General features: G+C 42.6%; 20 protein-coding genes. 13 read left to right on the top strand and 7 right to left on the bottom strand.

Annotation, left to right across the window (positions count from 1 at the left end; genetic code table 11):
* Nucleotides 1-23 precede the first annotated feature (23 nt).
* The 4 genes from EAE92_RS13825 to lysA all read right to left on the bottom strand — a co-directional run bounded on the left by EAE92_RS13825 (nucleotide 24) and on the right by lysA (nucleotide 4,099).
* Nucleotides 24-1,169, bottom strand: a complete 1,146-nt coding sequence (locus EAE92_RS13825; protein WP_214068498.1) for a DUF3396 domain-containing protein — start codon at nucleotides 1,167-1,169, stop codon at nucleotides 24-26.
* A gap of 14 nt (nucleotides 1,170-1,183) precedes the next feature.
* A complete protein-coding gene (locus EAE92_RS24650) occupies nucleotides 1,184-1,774 on the bottom strand; it encodes a hypothetical protein (RefSeq protein ID WP_246545206.1) in 591 nt (196 codons plus the stop codon).
* A 249-nt stretch (nucleotides 1,775-2,023) separates the two neighbouring features.
* Complete coding sequence (locus EAE92_RS24645; protein ID WP_246545205.1) at nucleotides 2,024-2,398, bottom strand: hypothetical protein; 375 nt, start codon at nucleotides 2,396-2,398, stop codon at nucleotides 2,024-2,026.
* Nucleotides 2,399-2,806: 408 nt separating this feature from the next.
* Complete coding sequence (gene lysA, locus EAE92_RS13815) at nucleotides 2,807-4,099, bottom strand: diaminopimelate decarboxylase (RefSeq protein WP_214068497.1); 1,293 nt, start codon at nucleotides 4,097-4,099, stop codon at nucleotides 2,807-2,809.
* 124 nt (nucleotides 4,100-4,223) lie between these two features.
* On the opposite strand from lysA, the gene EAE92_RS13810 reads away from it, so the two are divergent.
* Nucleotides 4,224-5,159 (top strand): LysR family transcriptional regulator, encoded by a 936-nt coding sequence (locus EAE92_RS13810; protein WP_214068496.1) that lies wholly within the window; start codon nucleotides 4,224-4,226, stop codon nucleotides 5,157-5,159.
* Here EAE92_RS13810 and EAE92_RS13805 read toward each other — a convergent pair.
* The gene (locus EAE92_RS13805; protein WP_046396561.1) at nucleotides 5,142-6,056 is read right to left on the bottom strand and encodes a LysR family transcriptional regulator; all 915 of its coding nucleotides are present in this window, start codon (nucleotides 6,054-6,056) and stop codon (nucleotides 5,142-5,144) included. The genes EAE92_RS13810 and EAE92_RS13805 overlap by 18 nt on opposite strands.
* Nucleotides 6,057-6,161: 105 nt before the next feature.
* Here EAE92_RS13805 and EAE92_RS13800 point away from each other — a divergent pair, with 105 nt between their 5' ends.
* Nucleotides 6,162-7,046 carry an MBL fold metallo-hydrolase gene (locus tag EAE92_RS13800; RefSeq protein ID WP_214068495.1) on the top strand — a complete coding sequence of 295 codons (885 nt, stop codon included), beginning with the start codon at nucleotides 6,162-6,164 and terminating at the stop codon, nucleotides 7,044-7,046.
* Between the two features lie 31 nt (nucleotides 7,047-7,077).
* Complete coding sequence (locus tag EAE92_RS13795) at nucleotides 7,078-7,719, top strand: DsbA family protein (RefSeq protein ID WP_214068494.1); 642 nt, start codon at nucleotides 7,078-7,080, stop codon at nucleotides 7,717-7,719.
* A gap of 52 nt (nucleotides 7,720-7,771) precedes the next feature.
* Here the strand turns inward: EAE92_RS13795 and EAE92_RS13790 are convergent, their stop codons facing one another.
* Complete coding sequence (locus EAE92_RS13790; RefSeq protein WP_214068493.1) at nucleotides 7,772-8,428, bottom strand: prepilin peptidase; 657 nt, start codon at nucleotides 8,426-8,428, stop codon at nucleotides 7,772-7,774.
* Nucleotides 8,429-8,713: 285 nt separating this feature from the next.
* Between EAE92_RS13790 and rsmE the strand changes: the two genes are divergently transcribed.
* The 4 genes from rsmE (at nucleotide 8,714) to ruvX (ending at nucleotide 11,497) form a co-directional block, all read left to right on the top strand.
* Nucleotides 8,714-9,445, top strand: a complete 732-nt coding sequence (gene rsmE / locus EAE92_RS13785; protein WP_214068492.1) for a 16S rRNA (uracil(1498)-N(3))-methyltransferase — start codon at nucleotides 8,714-8,716, stop codon at nucleotides 9,443-9,445.
* A gap of 9 nt (nucleotides 9,446-9,454) precedes the next feature.
* Entirely contained in the window at nucleotides 9,455-10,405 is a 951-nt protein-coding gene (gene gshB, locus EAE92_RS13780) for a glutathione synthase (RefSeq protein WP_214068491.1), read from the top strand.
* Nucleotides 10,406-10,513: 108 nt separating this feature from the next.
* Nucleotides 10,514-11,077 (top strand): YqgE/AlgH family protein, encoded by a 564-nt coding sequence (locus EAE92_RS13775; protein ID WP_214068490.1) that lies wholly within the window; start codon nucleotides 10,514-10,516, stop codon nucleotides 11,075-11,077.
* Nucleotides 11,078-11,497, top strand: coding sequence for a Holliday junction resolvase RuvX (gene ruvX / locus EAE92_RS13770; protein WP_214068489.1), 420 nt, complete (start codon nucleotides 11,078-11,080; stop codon nucleotides 11,495-11,497). It abuts the gene before it with no gap.
* 125 nt (nucleotides 11,498-11,622) lie between these two features.
* Here ruvX and EAE92_RS13765 read toward each other — a convergent pair whose 3' ends face one another.
* Nucleotides 11,623-12,711 (bottom strand): type IV pilus twitching motility protein PilT, encoded by a 1,089-nt coding sequence (locus EAE92_RS13765; RefSeq protein ID WP_214068488.1) that lies wholly within the window; start codon nucleotides 12,709-12,711, stop codon nucleotides 11,623-11,625.
* A gap of 21 nt (nucleotides 12,712-12,732) precedes the next feature.
* On the opposite strand from EAE92_RS13765, the gene EAE92_RS13760 reads away from it, so the two are divergent.
* From EAE92_RS13760 to EAE92_RS13735, 6 genes are all read left to right on the top strand, one after another.
* Nucleotides 12,733-13,428, top strand: coding sequence for a YggS family pyridoxal phosphate-dependent enzyme (locus EAE92_RS13760; protein WP_214068487.1), 696 nt, complete (start codon nucleotides 12,733-12,735; stop codon nucleotides 13,426-13,428).
* Between the two features lie 26 nt (nucleotides 13,429-13,454).
* The gene (gene proC / locus EAE92_RS13755; protein WP_214068486.1) at nucleotides 13,455-14,276 is read left to right on the top strand and encodes a pyrroline-5-carboxylate reductase; all 822 of its coding nucleotides are present in this window, start codon (nucleotides 13,455-13,457) and stop codon (nucleotides 14,274-14,276) included.
* Between the two features lie 18 nt (nucleotides 14,277-14,294).
* Nucleotides 14,295-14,843 carry a YggT family protein gene (locus tag EAE92_RS13750; protein WP_214068485.1) on the top strand — a complete coding sequence of 183 codons (549 nt, stop codon included), beginning with the start codon at nucleotides 14,295-14,297 and terminating at the stop codon, nucleotides 14,841-14,843.
* 26 nt (nucleotides 14,844-14,869) lie between these two features.
* Entirely contained in the window at nucleotides 14,870-15,463 is a 594-nt protein-coding gene (locus EAE92_RS13745) for an XTP/dITP diphosphatase (protein WP_214068484.1), read from the top strand.
* Entirely contained in the window at nucleotides 15,456-16,586 is a 1,131-nt protein-coding gene (hemW, locus tag EAE92_RS13740; protein WP_214068483.1) for a radical SAM family heme chaperone HemW, read from the top strand. Before EAE92_RS13745 ends, hemW begins: the two co-directional genes overlap by 8 nt.
* Nucleotides 16,587-17,177: 591 nt before the next feature.
* Complete coding sequence (locus tag EAE92_RS13735; protein WP_214068482.1) at nucleotides 17,178-17,840, top strand: hypothetical protein; 663 nt, start codon at nucleotides 17,178-17,180, stop codon at nucleotides 17,838-17,840.
* Nucleotides 17,841-18,348: the final 508 nt, after the last annotated feature.

The following is an 18,348-nucleotide window of genomic DNA, read 5'->3' as shown; positions in this document are numbered from 1 at the left end:
ATTATCAGGTAGTGGACAATCTGTTATTCCCACATACTTGCCGCTTCCCGGATCAGATGCCAGAGGGTTGTGCCCGGTTTTGTACCTGGAACATCAAAAGACATCGTACCCTGAGCAAAGAAGTACTGCTTGCCCGGCAGGCTATCGGTTTGCCAGATCCCGCTGACCAGTGCAGGGTGGTCGCCTCTCAGAGGAGTCACTTGCAGCGGTCCCCGGTCATAACGGGCATACCAAGCCAGGGTGGAAATATCATCAAAATGACCGTCACCATAGAAGTGCAAGGAATGGCCTTCACGAGGTATCACCCGTATCGGGCGTATCAACTGGTTAATGGCAAAATAACTCTCCGGGACACTGCCCGGGAGCGGCGTTAAGTCCGGGTATTCACCGGCCCGGATAATCAGGCCATCACGGTAAGAAGTCATCACCACATCCCGGTAGGGACGCAGCACCTGACGTATCCAGTATTCCCCACCCAGCCGGTTTACAAATCGTTTGGACAGCAAGGTGATCCAGTTAATGCCACGGATGGAATGTCCATACTGTAATACCGCAGTATGAACCGCAGAATTGACTTGCAGGGAGGGGTAACGCTGCGCTAGCTGGTATTCTAAAGGAAAGTAGTCATGGTAATCTCTGGGGATAACCAGGCTGTAGCCACAATCCCCACTGTCCGGTTCGAGTTGTTCACACAGAAACTCCAGCCAGGCCATAAAACGAGTCATGCCATCTTGTTCTTTTAGGTAATCCCAAGGAAATGTCAGGCTTAGGTAAGAGCTACTATCGTCACCATCAGCTTCATCGGAATCAAGGTAACGCATCAGATAGCGAGGGGCTTCATAGAGATTTTTGGCATCACTGACTACCCAACTAGAGGGCTGGTTTTTTTTCCGATTAAGAATACCTTCTTCAACTTTGGCAATATTTTCTGGGGAATATTTTTTTAATCCCTCCAGCGAATGACGATGAAAACGCAGGTAGGTACCAAATTCTTCGCGAAAGCGCCGGTAGCAGGCCAGAATGCGCTGTTTTTTCTCCGAGGTGTAGCCTTGTTTAAAAAACAGGGTGATAGAAATCCCAAGACGAGAAACAGTCAGCCCATCGCCATTGAGGAAGGTAAACGCGGTCAGTTGTGATTTCAACTGGGCAAAGTAGTCTGAAGTTTCCATATTTTCTCCGTTAATTATGAAGCGGTGGCGAATGTCACACTCGCCAATATTGCCAAGACAGAGGCTAACGCCGCGGCGCTCACTGCGGCGGCGGCAGCTAAAATTTCCACCAGTGCAATCAATGCGGCAGCGACGGCAAGGGTGACAAGAATAACAACGGCAACACCGGCAATAATCACCACCATTTCCAGCATGCTTTCACCCACCTCTTTCAATATCTGCATCCAGCTAATATTTTTTAGCTCTTCCAAGGTGATATCTGAACCCTGCTGCACCGTCTGCCAGCGGGCTTTTATCTCACTCTCCGTCCAGGTCACGATTTTCCCCGTTTGTTCACTGACCCAGGAAAATGCGTAGCTGACCTGATGGCTTATCGGGTCAATAATCTCTTCACACACCCACTTGCCGGTTTGATTGAGCCATGAACCAAACTGGGCAAGAAGCTCCCGGGTACTGTCGCGAACATAATTCAACCCGTTTTCAGCCAGACTCGCCACTTCCTGCCCGAGGATAACCCAGTCTTCATAGCTGGGTAAAAAAGACCAACGGGAAGTACTGAGAAGCGGTGGATTTTTTGTCAGCGGCTGCGGAATGGTCCCCGGCACACCCTCTGCGGGAGGAGCGGGTAAAGCTTCGTCATCAGGAGGCGAACCCGTCGGTAGCGGGGCCAGTGGGATGGGATTTTTATAGTGTTGGGAACCGGGCTGATAAAGTTTTCGCCACGCTTCATCATACTGTTTTTACTCTTCTGTGCGATTATCGCTGATACGCATTACACCAAAGCGGTCTTCGGTTGCAATTTGGATGTAATCTATTTCTTGATCTTCGGCAAGTTTATCGCCCATAAATTTCACTTAAATCAACATTTTCAAATTATCAGGGTGCACAGAACCATCGAAGTAGGTGGCATTTCTGCCCGGCCAGCGGAGAGTTTCATCTTTAACCAGAATAATATCGGGCCGACGGATAGCAAACACCACTTCCGCTTTATAGGGCCACAGGAAGTCATGTTTGAGTTCCTCAACCTTAATCAACCCACTCATAATGACCTGATTAAGAAAGCGAATAGCCCCCAGTTTGGTGATAATCATTGCCGGCAGACGCAGGGCATATTCGGCTTTTCTCGCCAGATAACAGGGATCTTCATCGGCGGGAAAGACCCCTATTTCCATCGTACAGGTGATTGATGTGACAGCCGGGCACATTTTGCCGCTATTGGATATTGCCATACTTACTTCTCCATAAATCCCATAATACTCTACCAGCGTGTTACCACCGGCCCGGTTGCAGATTTTCGTCAGCCTCGTTCTGTCCGGTCAGGGTTCTGCCCATCGTGTCGGTTCTACCTGAGATGGCCTTACTACTAACCAGTTAATATCTGATTAATAGTGCAACAGATTTAATTTAAAAATATATAGGAATATTCCGAAAGTTATAAAAATAAGTGTGTTTTATCGCCTAAATTTAATAATTTATATTCATTAATTTAACATTTTCGAATACAAATAAATTTGCAATCAATAGTGGTATCGGTTTTATATATCACATGCTTTTTAAGGAAATGCTGTCGGACTGACAGGATTAAGGGATAGGTTTATCAACAGACTGGACGATACCTTAAAGTATCGCCCCATCTTTTATGGTGTAGAGGGACAGGGTACTTCTTCCAACGCTAATAACTCTTCAATTGTTTGGCGACGGCGAATTAATTGGGGGCTACCATTAACAAACAGCACCTCAGAGATCAGCGGGCGGCTGTTGTAATTGGAAGACATTGACGCACCATAAGCACCAGTATCATGAAAAACCAGATAGTCACCAACCCGAACCGGCGGCAACGCTCTTGGCGCAATGCCTCCCCCCTCAATCTGTGTAAAGATATCGCCAGATTCACATAACGGCCCCGCAACTAATGTTTCTTGCAATGAAAATTGCTCAATCTTACGTCCATCAGCAGGCAAAACTGAAATATGGTGATAACTGCCATACATTACCGGGCGCATTAAGTCATTAAATCCCGCATCCACCAGCACATAATTACGGTTCCCCATCTGCTTAACCGCCCGAACTTCTGTCATCAAAATGCCAGATTCCGCTACCAAAAAACGTCCCGGTTCAATTTCCAGCTCAACTTTATGACCTAAATGCTGCTCAATTCTTTTACGCGCATCATCCCACAACCCAAAATAATGAGCGATATTGATTTGCTCATCTCCCTGATGATAAGGGGTCGATAAACCACCGCCGGCTGAAATCGCCTGAATATCTTCACCACAAAGAATAACCTGTTCAACCATCGCATCGCATACACTGGAAAGATGATGATAATCAACACCAGATCCAATATGCATATGTAAACCAAGCAATTTCAATCCATAGTGGCGTATTTTCTCAATCGCTCGTGGAAGATCCTGATACCAAATACCATGTTTGCTATTTTCCCCTCCCGTGTTCGTCTTCTGGCTATGACCATGACCAAACCCGGGATTAATCCGCAGCCATACTGGATGCCCTTGTTTACATTGACCAATCTGTTCCAACATATCGATAGAACCCGCATTAACCGGAATATCCAATTTGGTTACTTGTTGCAACGTCGGCACATCGATTAAATCAGCAGTAAAAACAATGTCTGACACTTCTTGCCCTGGACAAAATCCGGCCCGCAAAGCACGCTCAATTTCCCCTAGCGAAACAGCATCAACTTTCACACCATACTCACGCATCAGGCGCAAAATATGAGTATTAGAACAAGCTTTCTGAGCAAACCTGACGACATCAAACTGACATAATAATTTGATTCTTTGGATAATTGTTTCACTATCGTAAACCCATAATGGAGTACCGTACGTTTCTGGCAGACGACTCAAATTCTCCGCTATCAGATTAGGACAACTATTGCAGGTAAAATTGCGGGTAAAAGTACTCATCAGGGTTTCTCTCACAAAGTCAGCAGATAACCCATTATTGACAGCAAAAAACAGGAATAAAAATATCCATTTCGTTATAGTCTATTCATCTGTGATATAGAATTATCATTTGAAGGAACAATTTATGTCTTCTTGTTCATGGCGCCATATTGAAATCTTCCATGCGGTAATGACGACAAAAAACCTGACAGAAGCGGCTATTTTATTACAAACATCACAACCAACCGTCAGTCGTGAATTAGCACGATTTGAGCATCTGATAAAATTCAAACTATTTGACCGAGTAAAAGGCCGCCTGCATCCGACAGCACAAGGATTACGCCTTTTTGAAGAAGTTCAGCGCTCTTATTACGGACTTGAAAGAATAATGAATGCGGCTGACAATATACGTAAATTTCAACATGCTCAGCTTTCCATTGCTTGCTTGCCGGTATTTTCTCAATCACTGTTACCGAAAATTTGCCGCCACTTCACCTGTCAATACCCTGATACTAATTTAACCATCATTCCACAGGAATCACCGCTACTGGAAGAGTGGCTTTCAGCTCAACGCCATGATCTGGGTTTGACAGAACATTTGCAGACACCACCCGGTACACAGAGAGAAACATTGATCACGCTGAATGAAATTTGCGTATTGCCCGCCGAGCATCCTCTCAGTCATAAACCGCTATTGACTCCCGAAGATTTCAGCGAGCAAAATTTTATCAGCCTTTCAATAACGGATAGCTACCGGCAACTCATTGATGGCATATTCGCAGAACACCATATTCGCCGCCGCATGATTATGGAAACTCACAGTGCTGCATCAGTATGTGCAATGGTGCGAGAAGGCATTGGCGTTTCTATCGTCAACCCACTGACCGTACTCGATTATCTGGACAGCCACGACAAATCTGAAATATGCGCTCGCCCATTTAGTATCGATATTCCTTTTACTGTCAGCCTGATAAAGCCCATTCATCGCCCTTCTTCTGCCCCAGTAGATACTTTTATTGAACACCTAAAAGCACAAATTGCCCTGTTTCCTCAAAAACTAAAGTCAGCTTTTCAGCATTAGTGCTTGCCAGTACGGAGAAGAAGCAAACCACTGAACCAGAAAATCCAGTAATGCTCTCAACGTTGCTGGCATATTTTGACGACTGGCATAAATACCATAAATTCCCATCGCCTGAGGTCGATAGTCTGGCAACAACTGAATCAATTTTCCTGACGCCAAATGCGAAGCAACAGAATAATAGGGTTGCATGGCGATTCCCGCCCCTTGCAACGTTGCCTCCATTAATACAACCGATTCATTAGCACTTAAAGTACCGCTAACAGGAACAGAATACTTTTCCCCTCGGCGTTCAAATAACCAAAGACTTTTACCAAAGAAGTTATAAGTCATACAGTTATGCAAAGCTAAATCAGCAGGCTTTTGCGGAAGCATTTTTCCTGCCAGATAAGAAGGAGCGGCACAAACTACAGAATGGCATGTTGATAACGGCCTGGCGATCAAATTCGGTTCCAGATTATTCGTGATGCGTAACGCTAAATCTATCCGCTCCTCGACCAAATTTATTGCCTTATTACTCATTTGCATATCAATAGCTATCTGAGGATAAATCTGCATAAACTCAGGAATCGCCACAGACAATGCGCTCACCGCCAGAGATTGAGAACTGCTTATCCGTAAAAGACCACTCAGCTCCTGTGCTTCTACAGGTTGATGAACCGGTATCTCTTCCGCCAATTGCAATAATTTACGACTGCGCTGATAGGCGATCTCTCCTGCCGATGTCAGGCTGATCTTTCTCGTTGTACGATGTAACAGACGTACTCCCGCCCATTTTTCCATTTCAGCCAGATAGCGAGATACCATTGCCCGCGACATATCTAACCGTTCCGATGCGGCAATCATGCTGCCTTGTTCTACAATTATAGTGAACACTTGCGCAGCAGTGACTCTATCCATCAATTAGCTCGATTTATGCAACAAATAATTGCCAATTATGCGGTTTTTTCATCGAAAAACGCAACTTATTATGAACCTCATTGACACAACATCAGGAATTCAATCATGACTCGCAAAACAACACTAAATATTGCTCTGGCAGGTATCCTTTCCTTGGGTACCATTTCTCTGGCACAAGCCACTAACCTAAAACTGGATGTTTTCAATCCAGGTGAAAGAAGCGTATTTCCCGTCTCTTCTGAGCTCATCATCGGTGATAGAGAAGTTGTATTGATCGATGCTCAGTTCCAAAAAAATGACGCTGAAGCACTGGCCAGAAGAATTAAGTATACCGGCAGAAAACTGACAACTATCTATATCAGTCAGTCTGATCCTGATTTCTATTTTGGCCTTGATACACTGACCAAAGCGTTCCCTAACGCAAAAGTTATTGCATCACCAGAAACCATTAAAGAAATCAAAAAAACCAAAGATGGCAAACTGGCTTATTGGGGAGGTGTTCTGAAAGAACAGGCCCCCAAAAAAGTTATCGTGCCGCAACCGTTGGAAGGTAACACTTTTACAGTTGACGGTGAGAAGTTAATCGTCGAAGGTCTTGATGGCCCCGCGGCTGACCGTACTTTTGTTTGGATACCAAAATTAAAAGCGGTAGTAGGCGGCGTCACCGTTTCAAGCAACATTCATGTCTGGATGGCAGATACACAGACTAAAGAGTCGCGTAAAAACTGGATGCAAACATTAGATCGTATACAAGCGCTGAAACCAACCATTGTGGTTCCGGGACATTTCATTGGCAACACACCAATGACATTGGAATCAGTCAAGTTTACGCAAAGATATCTGACTACTTTTGAAAAAGAGCTGGCAAAAGCGAAAGATTCAAAAGCGCTGATAGCAGCAATGGAAAAGTGCTATCCAAAACTTGCGGACAAATCCAGTCTCGAATTAAGCGCCAAAGTGCTGAAAGGCGAAATGAAGTGGCCCCAATAAGTAAATTAACTCTTTTTCAGGAATAAGTAATATGCCCGGAATGACTCTGCATTATATCTATGATCCACTATGTGGCTGGTGTTATGGCGTTTCCTCTCTGATACAAGCAGCAAAAGAGGTCGCAAATGTGAAAATTGAATTGCATGGCGGCGGAATGCTGACAGGGGATAACAGACGCCAAATAGACAGCACATGGCGTGATTATGTCCTTAGTCAGGATAAACGGATCGCAAGCCTTACCGGGCAAATTTTCAGTGAGCAATATGTCGCACTGTTAAATGATAAATCACTGATTATGGATTCATTACCACCAATATCAGCCATTCTTGCAGCAGAAGAGTTGGCTGGTAAAGGTGTTGAAATGTTACTGGCAGTACAAAAAGCGCATTATGTTCGTGGATTAAAAATCAGCGAAACTGAAACATTATTGAATTTAGCAAATGAGTTACAGCTTGATTCAGAACTGTTTCAGCAAGAGCTGGCACTGAATAATGAGTCAGAAAGTCTCCAACATATTAGGAAAAGCCGTGAACTGTTGGCAGCCGTTGGCGGCTCAGGCTTCCCTACGTTTATTTTAGAAAATAACAGAAACGAGCTATCTATTATTTCTCTTGATAAATACTTGGGACAACCAAAACGTTGGCAAGACGCGCTGATTCACTATCAGTTTTAATACCACAATTTTAACTACTGGCGCCCATACATTTTCAGCTATCGGGCGCCATTCACAATAACCCATCCATTCCCAATAAGTGCATATAGATCATGATGATCGCAGAAATGGCTATATAGGGGCCAAAAGCAACAGACTCTTGGTAATTTTCTCGTATTCTCCACATCCAAAAGTACCCAATAAGACCAAACAGTGAGGATAAAAACATTAATAAAGGAATTGCACCAATCCCCAACCAAGCACTAACCGCTGCCATTAACTTAAAATCACCATATCCTAACCCCTCTTTATGACAAATTATTTTGAATAACCAATGGAGTGACCATAAAATCAAATAACCCGCAATAGCACCGACTACAGCGTGTTCAATAGGCACAAAAATTTGATTTAAATTCAATAATAATCCTAACCATAAAAGGGAATAATTTATTATGTCTGGTAATAATTTAATTTTTATATCAATAAAAGAAATTATAATTAGCATCCAAACAAATATCAAAACCACATATAAATTGAAATTCAATGGAAAACAAATCATAAAAAAAGCAGTTATAAATAGTGTTACTAATTCAACCTGAAAATAACCAAAATCTATTTTTTCATATCCATAAATAGTTTTAGGAAATACCGATATCATTTTATTCAAAATTATCCCTGCCACTACCCCGACAAAAATAGCCAAAATAATGATTTTAATGTTAAAATCCATTTAATAAAATACCTCCAACATTATTCCATTATGAATATTTCAATTAAATAAAAAAACAAATATCAATTATGGTTTCGACATAAAAATATAGTAATAAACAACGACCTTTTAAAACAACACAATAAATATAAAATAGTCAAATTAAATATAAATATGCGAGCAGACTCGCAACATTTATTCAGAGATAACAATCCGTATCGAGATAGCTTGATAATTTGATTAGGCCTCCCTTATCATACCCTCCATTATTTATTGCCTTATACCCCGCTGGAAGGAAAGAAAAACATGCGTATACCCCGCATCTATCACCCGGAATTACTCTCATCGAATACTGAAATTTATCTGAGTGATGAGGCGGCTAACCATGTCGGGCGGGTTCTCAGAATGAACAATGGTCAACCGTTACAACTGTTTGACGGCAGCAATCAGATCTTCAACGCTCAGATCACCGAAGCTAGCAAAAAATCCGTCAAAGTACATATTAGCAATAGCGAACTTGCCGATAATGAATCGCCACTTAATCTTCATCTAGGGCAAGTCATATCCCGCGGCGAGAAAATGGAATTCACCATTCAAAAATCTGTAGAGTTAGGGGTCAATGTTATTACGCCTTTAATTTCTGAACGCTGTGGCGTAAAGCTGGATGGAGAACGGCTGGCTAAAAAACTGCAACAGTGGCAGAAGATTGCTATCGCCGCCTGTGAGCAATGCTGTCGCAACCGTATACCTGAAATTCGCCCAGTGATGCAACTCGAACACTGGTGTGCGGAAGATGATGGCAGTTTAAAATTGAATCTACATCCACGAGCCAGCCAAAGCATCAATACCCTGCCTTTACCCGTAGAAAAAGTACGCTTACTGATCGGCCCGGAAGGTGGATTATCGATAGATGAAATTGCTATGACAGCTAATTACCAATTTACTGATATCCTATTAGGACCACGAGTGCTGAGAACAGAAACGGCAGCGCTCACCGCAATTACCGCATTACAAGTGCGTTTCGGCGATTTGGGTTAAGGAGAAAGAATGATCAAACTCGGCATAGTGATGGACCCCATTTCATCCATCAACATCAAGAAAGACACCAGTTTTGCCATGCTATTGGAAGCGCAGCGCCGCGGCTGGGAGCTCCATTATATGGAGATGAGTGATCTCTATCTGCACCAAGGGGAAGCCCGCGCACGTACCCGCCTATTACAGGTAGAAAACAGCCCACAGCAATGGCATCAGTTCGATAGAGAACAAGATCTGGCACTGGAAACATTGGATGTCATCCTGATGCGTAAAGATCCACCATTTGATACTGAATACATTTACGCCACTTATATTTTGGAACGTGCGGAAGAGAAAGGCGCTCTCATTGTCAATAAACCACAAAGCCTGCGCGATTGTAACGAAAAACTATTCACAGCTTGGTTCCCTGATTTAACACCAGATACATTAGTGACTCGCAATGCCGTTCAGTTGCGTGAATTCCACCAGAAACATGGTGATGTCATCTTTAAACCACTAGATGGTATGGGCGGCGCATCGATATTCCGCCTGAAAAAAGATGATCCAAACGTTGGGGTTATCATTGAAACCCTGACGGAACATGGCAATCGTTTCTGCATGGCGCAAAATTTCTTACCGGCCATCAAAGAAGGCGATAAACGGGTATTAATTGTCGACGGCGAACCCGTTCCCTATTGCCTGGCTCGTATCCCTGCCCAAGGTGAAACTCGCGGTAATCTTGCCGCGGGCGGCCGTGGTGAAGCTCGCCCGCTTTCAGAAAGTGACTGGGCTATCGCCAGAGCTGTTGCTCCGACTTTACAAGAAAAAGGGTTAATTTTTGTTGGTCTGGACATTATTGGTGACAAACTGACTGAAATTAATGTCACCAGTCCGACCTGTGCACGTGAGATAGAAGCCGCTTTCCCTGATATTTCAATCATCGGCATGTTAATGAATGCGATTGAAGAACGGTTAAAGAAATAAAAAATTCTTTTTGCGAATTTGCCTGTCAGGGTTTGTCATTTATACTTTTAGCCCACATACTGTGGGCTAAATAATCCTTACACAGCAAGGTTAATTACTAGAAATAAAATGAATCTACAGCACCATTTTCTTATCGCCATGCCCTCATTATCTGATCCCTATTTCAAACGCTCAGTTGTTTACATTTGTGAACACAATGAAAATGGGGCTATGGGATTGGTGATAAATAAACCTATTGAGCAAATCTCCGTTCGGAAAGTTTTACAAAAGCTGAAAATATCACCAGAAGATCGGGATGAAAGCATCAGTCTAAACAAACCTGTCATGACTGGCGGCCCACTGGCTGAAGATCATGGTTTTATATTGCACACACCAAAACCAGGTTTCAATTCAAGTATCAAAATTTCCGATGACACAATGATCACCACATCCAAAGATGTCCTTGAAACCTTGGGTACACCACGCCAACCAAAACAGATATTGGTCACGTTGGGGTATGCCAGTTGGGAAAAAGGCCAACTTGAAAAAGAGATAATGGAGAATAGCTGGCTAACAGCAAACGCTGATCCACATATTATTTTCAACTCACCCATTGCGGACCGCTGGCGTGAAGCTGCATCTTTGCTCGGTATCAATATCTACAATATTGCTCCACAAGCAGGACATGCGTAGATGAGCAACCGTACAATAATGGCTTTTGATTTTGGCACCCGCAGCATCGGCGCAGCCATCGGGCAAGAAATCACGGGTACCGCTAGAGCATTAACCTCGTTTAAAGCCACAGATGGTATCCCCAATTGGCAACAAATCGAAAAATTACTTAAAGAGTGGCAACCCGATTTAGTTATCGTTGGTCTTCCCCTTAATATGGATGGCACTGAGCAATTAGTCACAGTACAAGCACGTAAATTTGCAAACCGGCTGCATGGCCGGTTTGGCGTACAAGTTCAACTCCAAGATGAACGCCTGACAACCGTTGAAGCCCGCGCTCATCTGTTCGATCGAGGTGGTTATAAAGCCTTAAGTAAAGGAAAAGTAGATGCTACTTCCGCTGTTATTATTCTGGAGAGCTGGTTTGAACAGCACTATTAAACGTTATTAATAGCGATCAATTAACAGCAATCGTATAACCGCGATTCGCGATTAACTGATATACCCGTTATCTTTCAAGTTGCCTCTTTGTTGGCTGCACTCACTCACCCCAGTCACATAGTTATCTATGTTCCCGGGGATTCGCTCCTTTGCCGTCGCGATGCATCTTGAAATCCATAGGGTATAGCATTTTCTTTAATCTTCCTCTCCGTTTGCTCTGCCAGTAATCCCTGCAATTTACGCTGCTGCCAGCCTTGCTCATAGGTTTGCATCCCACTGGCAGCGCCCGTCTGCATAAGCGTTGTTATTTGATGATTTTTTCCTTCTCGTATCAAATGGCTCACAGCCTGATTAACTACCAATATTTCATATATAGCGACTCGCCCTCCTCCCTGAGCAGAAACTAATTGCTGGGCTATCACCGCTTTCAAACTGCCTGCTAGCTGACTACGTACCCACCCTTTTTCTTCGGCAGAGAAAATATCTACCAATCGGTCAATTGCCTGTACAGCACCTCTGGTATGCAAAGTCGACAATACCAGATGCCCAGTCTCTGCCGCAGTTAACGCCAAACGTATTGTTTCCTTATCCCGCAACTCCCCCAACAGCAATACATCAGGATCTTGCCGGAGCGCCCCTTTTAGCGCAGCCTGATAACTGGGCGAATCCAATCCAATTTGTCGCTGTTGTATCAGGCAATTGCGGCTGTGGTGGATAAATTCCACAGGATCTTCCAATGTAATTATGTGCTGACAACTGTGGCTGTTCAGCATATCCACAATGGCAGTCAACGTTGTCGACTTCCCGCTGCCTGTAGCGCCGGTTACCAGAATCAACCCACTCTCTTCCCGCAAAGCCATCTCACGGATAATTTCAGGTGCTTTTAGCTGTTCCAGAGTTGAACACTGAGAGTGAATTAAACGCAAAACGACTGATAACCCGGAGTGCTGACGAAAGATATTGCCTCTCAATCGTTGGCCATTTTCTGTCTCCAACGCAAAATCCACATGCCCGCCAGTTAATAGCTGTTGTCGCTGATTTTCTGATAAAAATTGTCTACTCCACTCTTCCAACAATAGATTATTTACAGATGGCAGTTGAGTTTGCGGGCAAAGCACTCCATTTATACGTAATACGGGAGCTTGTCCAATACAAAGATGCAGATCCGAAGCATTATGCTTTACACTAAGGGCCACTAACTTATCCATATTCATTTTTTAATCTCCTGAGTCACCATGAACAATATTGAACAAAATTTACAAGATGTCAGGACCCACATAGCCATTGCCGCACAAAAATGCGAACGCGCTCCAGAAGAAATTACCTTGCTTGCAGTCAGTAAAACCAAACCTGTGGAAGATATCGAAAAAGCAATCGCTGCCGGGCAACGCCATTTTGGTGAAAATTATGTGCAGGAAGGTGTGGAAAAAATTGCTTATTTTGCCAATCGTAATGATTTGATATGGCACTTTATCGGTCCGTTGCAGTCTAATAAAAGCCGTTTAGTGGCAGAAAATTTTAACTGGTGCCATACCATTGACCGCTTAAAAATAGCACAACGCCTGAACGAACAACGCCCGGAGGGAATGGAACCGCTGAATATTCTTATTCAAATAAATATCAGTGATGAACAGAGCAAATCAGGTATTCAACTTGATGCACTACCTACTCTGGCTGCCGAAGTGAACAAACTACCAAACGTAAAGCTCCGGGGTTTAATGGCAATCCCAGCGCCGGAACCTGACTATGAACGTCAATTGGTGGTTTTCAGGAGAATGGAGCAAGCCTTCCTTAGCCTGAAAACTAAATATTCTCAAATAGATACCCTCTCAATGGGGATGACTGATGATATGGCCGCTGCGATTAATTGTGGTTCCACATTAGTACGAATTGGAACAGCAATTTTCGGTGCGCGTCAGTATCACAATTAACCATTTCAACACTACGAGGTATTTAAATGGAAGAACGTAAAATTACCTTTATTGGCGCAGGTAATATGGCTCACGCCATCATCGCCGGATTAGTAAAAGGAGGGTACCCTGCTGAACTGATTAATGTCTGCGCGCCAAGTCATACTCGCCGTGATGCACTAGCAAAAGAGTATGGCGTTAACAGCGGTAGTGACAATATTCGCTACGCACAGGAAGCCGACGTTGTTGTTCTGGCGGTAAAACCGCAAGTGATAGCGGATGTTTGTCAGCCTCTGCAAGAAAAGGTAGATTTCAGTAACAAACTGGTTTTGTCTATCGCCTCGGGTATTTCCGTTGCACGCTTTGATGCTTTATTACAAGACAAACTCAATATTGTCCGTATCATGCCAAACACGCCGGCGTTAATTGGTCAGGGGTTGAGTGGATTATTCGCATCTGAACACGTCAGCCAGTCTGACCGTGATTTCACTCAAGCATTAATGAACAGCGTCGGTAAAACCTACTGGGTAAAAGATGAAAGCGGCATCAATGACATTATCGCCGTAGCAAGCAGTGCGCCCGCTTATTTCTTCCTATTTATGGAGTCAATGCAACAGGAAGCAGAACGTTTAGGTTTTGATAGCCAGACAGCCCGTGAAATTGTTTTGCAAACGGCAATAGGTTCTGCGGCACTGGCCGCATCAAACGTAGATCTCCCTTTTGCAACCCTGCGTGAACAGGTAACATCTAAAGGCGGTACTACTGCGGAAGCATTACGTATCTTTTATGAAGGCAGATTGCCGGAAACTGTATCCAACGCTATGCAGGCGGTTATTCGCCGGGCGCAGGAAATGGAAAAACAATTTTAATTTTATCAAGGCCGCTAAATGCAATTTTTACACTTTATTCTATCCACCGTTCTGGATTTATACATCGCTGTTTTATTACTTCGTGTATGGATGCAATGGACTCGTTGTGATTTTTATAACCCATTCGCCCAATTTATTGTGAAAATAACTCAACCGATCGTTCGGCCATTACGCCGGGTCATACCGGCTATTGGCTCGCTTGATACTGCCTCCATTGTTGTCGCTTATGTTCTGGTATTGTTTAAATTTATCATGCAACTTTGGTTCAATACCGGTTCGGTTGCTTTCCACGCACTTTTCCTTCCTGTCGGGTTAATCGAATTGCTGACAGCAGCAGGTAAACTGGTATTTTGGTTGGTGCTGGCGCGTGCTTTACTAAGCTGGATAAGTCAGGGGCGCAATCCGATTGACTATGTTTTGATGCAACTGACAGAACCGTTGATGGCGCCTATCCGCCGTATTATCCCAACGATGGGCGGCCTTGATTTCTCAGCAATGATCGTCATTTTGATCCTCTACGCCCTGAACTATCTTCGTGCTGATGTTCTCTCATGGTTAATACAGTAAATAAGAATTAAATTGGATTCAAAATAATGCAAAAAGTCGTTCTGGCAACCGGCAACCCCGGAAAAGTTCGTGAACTGGCACAATTACTGGCTGATTTTGGGCTGGATATTGTTGCTCAAACTGAATTAGGCGTAGATTCAGCCGAAGAGACCGGGCTGACATTTATTGAAAATGCCCTTCTTAAAGCCCGTCATGCCGCGCAAATTACCGGCCTACCGGCGATTGCGGATGATTCTGGTCTATCCGTAGATATCCTTGGCGGCGCTCCAGGTATCTATTCAGCTCGTTATGCCGGTGAAAACAGCACCGATCAGCAAAATCTAGAAAAACTGCTAGATTCGATGAAAGATGTTCCTGATGATCAACGTCAAGCTCAGTTTAACTGTGTGCTGGTTTATATGCGCCATGCCGAAGATCCAACACCGCTGGTATTTCATGGCCGCTGGCCGGGAGTTATCGCACATCAACCTGCCGGTAATGGGGGGTTTGGTTATGATCCCATCTTCTACATACCGGAATTAGGCTGTACTGCCGCTGAATTAACGGGTGATCAAAAAAATGCCGTTTCGCACCGTGGTCAGGCACTAAAAATGATGTTGGATACACTCAGCAATGCTTAAGCTTCCACCACTAAGTCTTTATATCCATATTCCCTGGTGTGTACAAAAGTGTCCTTACTGTGATTTCAACTCTCATGCATTGAAAGGTGATGTTCCGCATCAGGAGTATGTTGACCATTTATTAGCAGATCTGAAAACGGATCTGCCAATGGTCAACGGACGGGAAATTACGACTATCTTTATTGGTGGTGGAACCCCCAGCCTACTTAGCTCACAGGCAATGCAACAATTGCTGGATGGTGTCCGTGCTCTCCTACCGGTATCGCCGCAAGCTGAAATTACTATGGAAGCCAATCCGGGTACTGTGGAAGCTGATCGTTTTAGTGGTTATCAGCAAGCGGGTATTAACCGAATATCCATTGGCGTGCAGAGTTTCAGCCCGGATAAACTGGCACGCCTTGGCCGTATCCACGGGCCGGATGAAGCCAAACGGGCGGCATGTTTAGCCGCCAGTCTGGGGCTACGCAGTTTTAATCTGGATTTGATGCATGGTTTACCGGACCAAAGCCTTGATGAAGCGCTGGATGATTTACGTCAAGCAATCGCATTATCACCACCGCATCTTTCATGGTATCAGTTGACTATTGAACCTAATACCAGCTTTGGCTCTCGCCCTCCTGTTCTGCCCGATGATGACGCTTTATGGGATATCTTTTCACAAGGTCACCAATTGCTGACAGCAGCAGGTTATCAGCAATATGAAACTTCTGCTTATGCCAAACCAGGCTATCAATGCCAACATAATCTCAACTACTGGCGCTTTGGCGATTACCTTGGTATTGGCTGCGGCGCTCACGGAAAAATCACATTTGAAGATGGCCGTATTCTGCGCACAGTGAAAACCAAACATCCCCGTGGATATATGCAAGGACGCTATCTGGATAAACAGCATCAGGTAGAAAATGAAGATCGGCCATTTGAATTTTTTATGAACCGATTCCGTTTACTGGAAATAATGCCAAAACAAGATTTCAGTGATTTTACAGGGTTATCTGAAGACTCAATCCGTACTCAAATAGGGCAAGCCTTAGCCGCAGGTTATCTTTCTGAAACAGCAACACACTGGCAAATCACGCAAAAAGGCAAACTGTTCCTAAATTCATTATTGGAATTATTTCTGTAGTACAGAAATTGCCTTTGGAAAATTCAGCTCCGTAAAGATTATCTTTGCATAAAATTGATACCGCCACTGGTTTCGTTTCTATTCATAATACATTTCCCCCACTGAATTTCGGTGGGGACTCCATTAGACGGTGGCGACTGATTGCCCCATGTTGGATTCCTGTTCCTTTCGGAGGAGTGATTGCACCCCAAAACTTAAATAATATATAAGTGACAAATTAACCAAGGCATTAATATTGAAATAATAATTCACAATCTAATTTTCAATGATAAAATCCCAATATGTAAAAAATAAATTAACAAATACACCACAAAAAAAATAATATAAAAATTTATTAATCCACCTAGCCTAAAAATATATTTATCCATGTAAATAATAATTAATATCGACCATCAATAAGAGTATTAATTAAAATTTAATAAAACCATATTTTACACAAGATTAATTTTAATATATGTGAATTACGCCACAATAATATCATTTGAATTATCTCAAATACGACTATATTTAATTTGTGCTTGGTTGTATTTCTATTGATAAGCACGAACCTTTAAAAAATTATTTTTAATTTCACTTTGATTGGGGTAAAAAATGAACATTGAAAATAAAGAAATGTTATATACTTTATCCAAAGAAGACCTTGCTACAGCACTGACGCCGTATTATAAAGATTTTTATGATCAACTTTCGGATCATCAAAAAGAAAATATTAGTTTTGACATGGTTGTAAATGATGCTTACAAGAGATTGCATTTTAATAATTCAGCTCCAACTGACACTGATGGAAGATCAAAATTAATAGAGTACGCAGGTGTATCTCCATGCACTCTTGCAATTGGTACAGTTGTCGCAGGTGCTTTTAAACTTGCATTTAAATTCATGGGCATACATGAACCCGAAAGAGAATCAGCCACACAGATATTATTGAAAAAATTAGGTCATGAGGCTATACATGAGTTATTGACTATAGTTCATGACCTTAAGAATTCGAATTCTATTACTGATAAATCAAAGAATACCTGGTCATTAATTGCTAAAGTTAAGGATGATATAGGTATTTCTGGAATAACTAATTGCTTAAAGGAGTCAATGCATTGGTACGACTGGGTTATTACTGGAATAACTGCAATAGCACAATTAACTATATGGTTTGCTACAGATGGAGCTGCATTTATTGTAGAAATAGCACTGGCTGGCCCTGCTATAGCCAGATTGGTACTTGACTCTGTAGACGCGGTTAATACTTGTTCATAAAACCTTTATCTGTAATCTCATTTAATTATCAAGGAACTTATTATTTATTATAAGTTCCTTTCAATATAAATATCATCCTTAATATTATGAACTCGAATGAATCAGACTCTAAAATATAAAACAAATAATGTTTTCACCTTGTAAACTCAATATAACAACCACCATTAATATCTACAAATAATTTTTCTGTTCAATTATATATAACAGAAATATATTTATCATTCCTTAATAACGGAATTAGTTTTTACACCATATATTATAACAAATTAAAGTTCTATTTTATGAATAAATAAGACATTATTTCGAATAGAAAATATTTGTCTATCTTTTAAATTATTAATGCTGGAAATACGAATAATAAGCCAACTACTCATAGAATAACCTGATTATCACTTAAATTCAGCTCCCATAGGCGTATACTTAAAATAAGTCTGTGTGGAGGTAAATGAAAATGGCTAAAAATCAGATTCAATTCCAAAAAGGCATTTCTATTCATGAGTTTATTTCA

It is taken from the genome of Photorhabdus hainanensis (assembly GCF_018448965.1).
In the GTDB taxonomy this organism is placed as follows: domain Bacteria; phylum Pseudomonadota; class Gammaproteobacteria; order Enterobacterales; family Enterobacteriaceae; genus Photorhabdus; species Photorhabdus akhurstii.
Note: the sequence above shows the minus strand (reverse complement) of the source record. Positions and strands in the feature narration are given on the sequence as shown.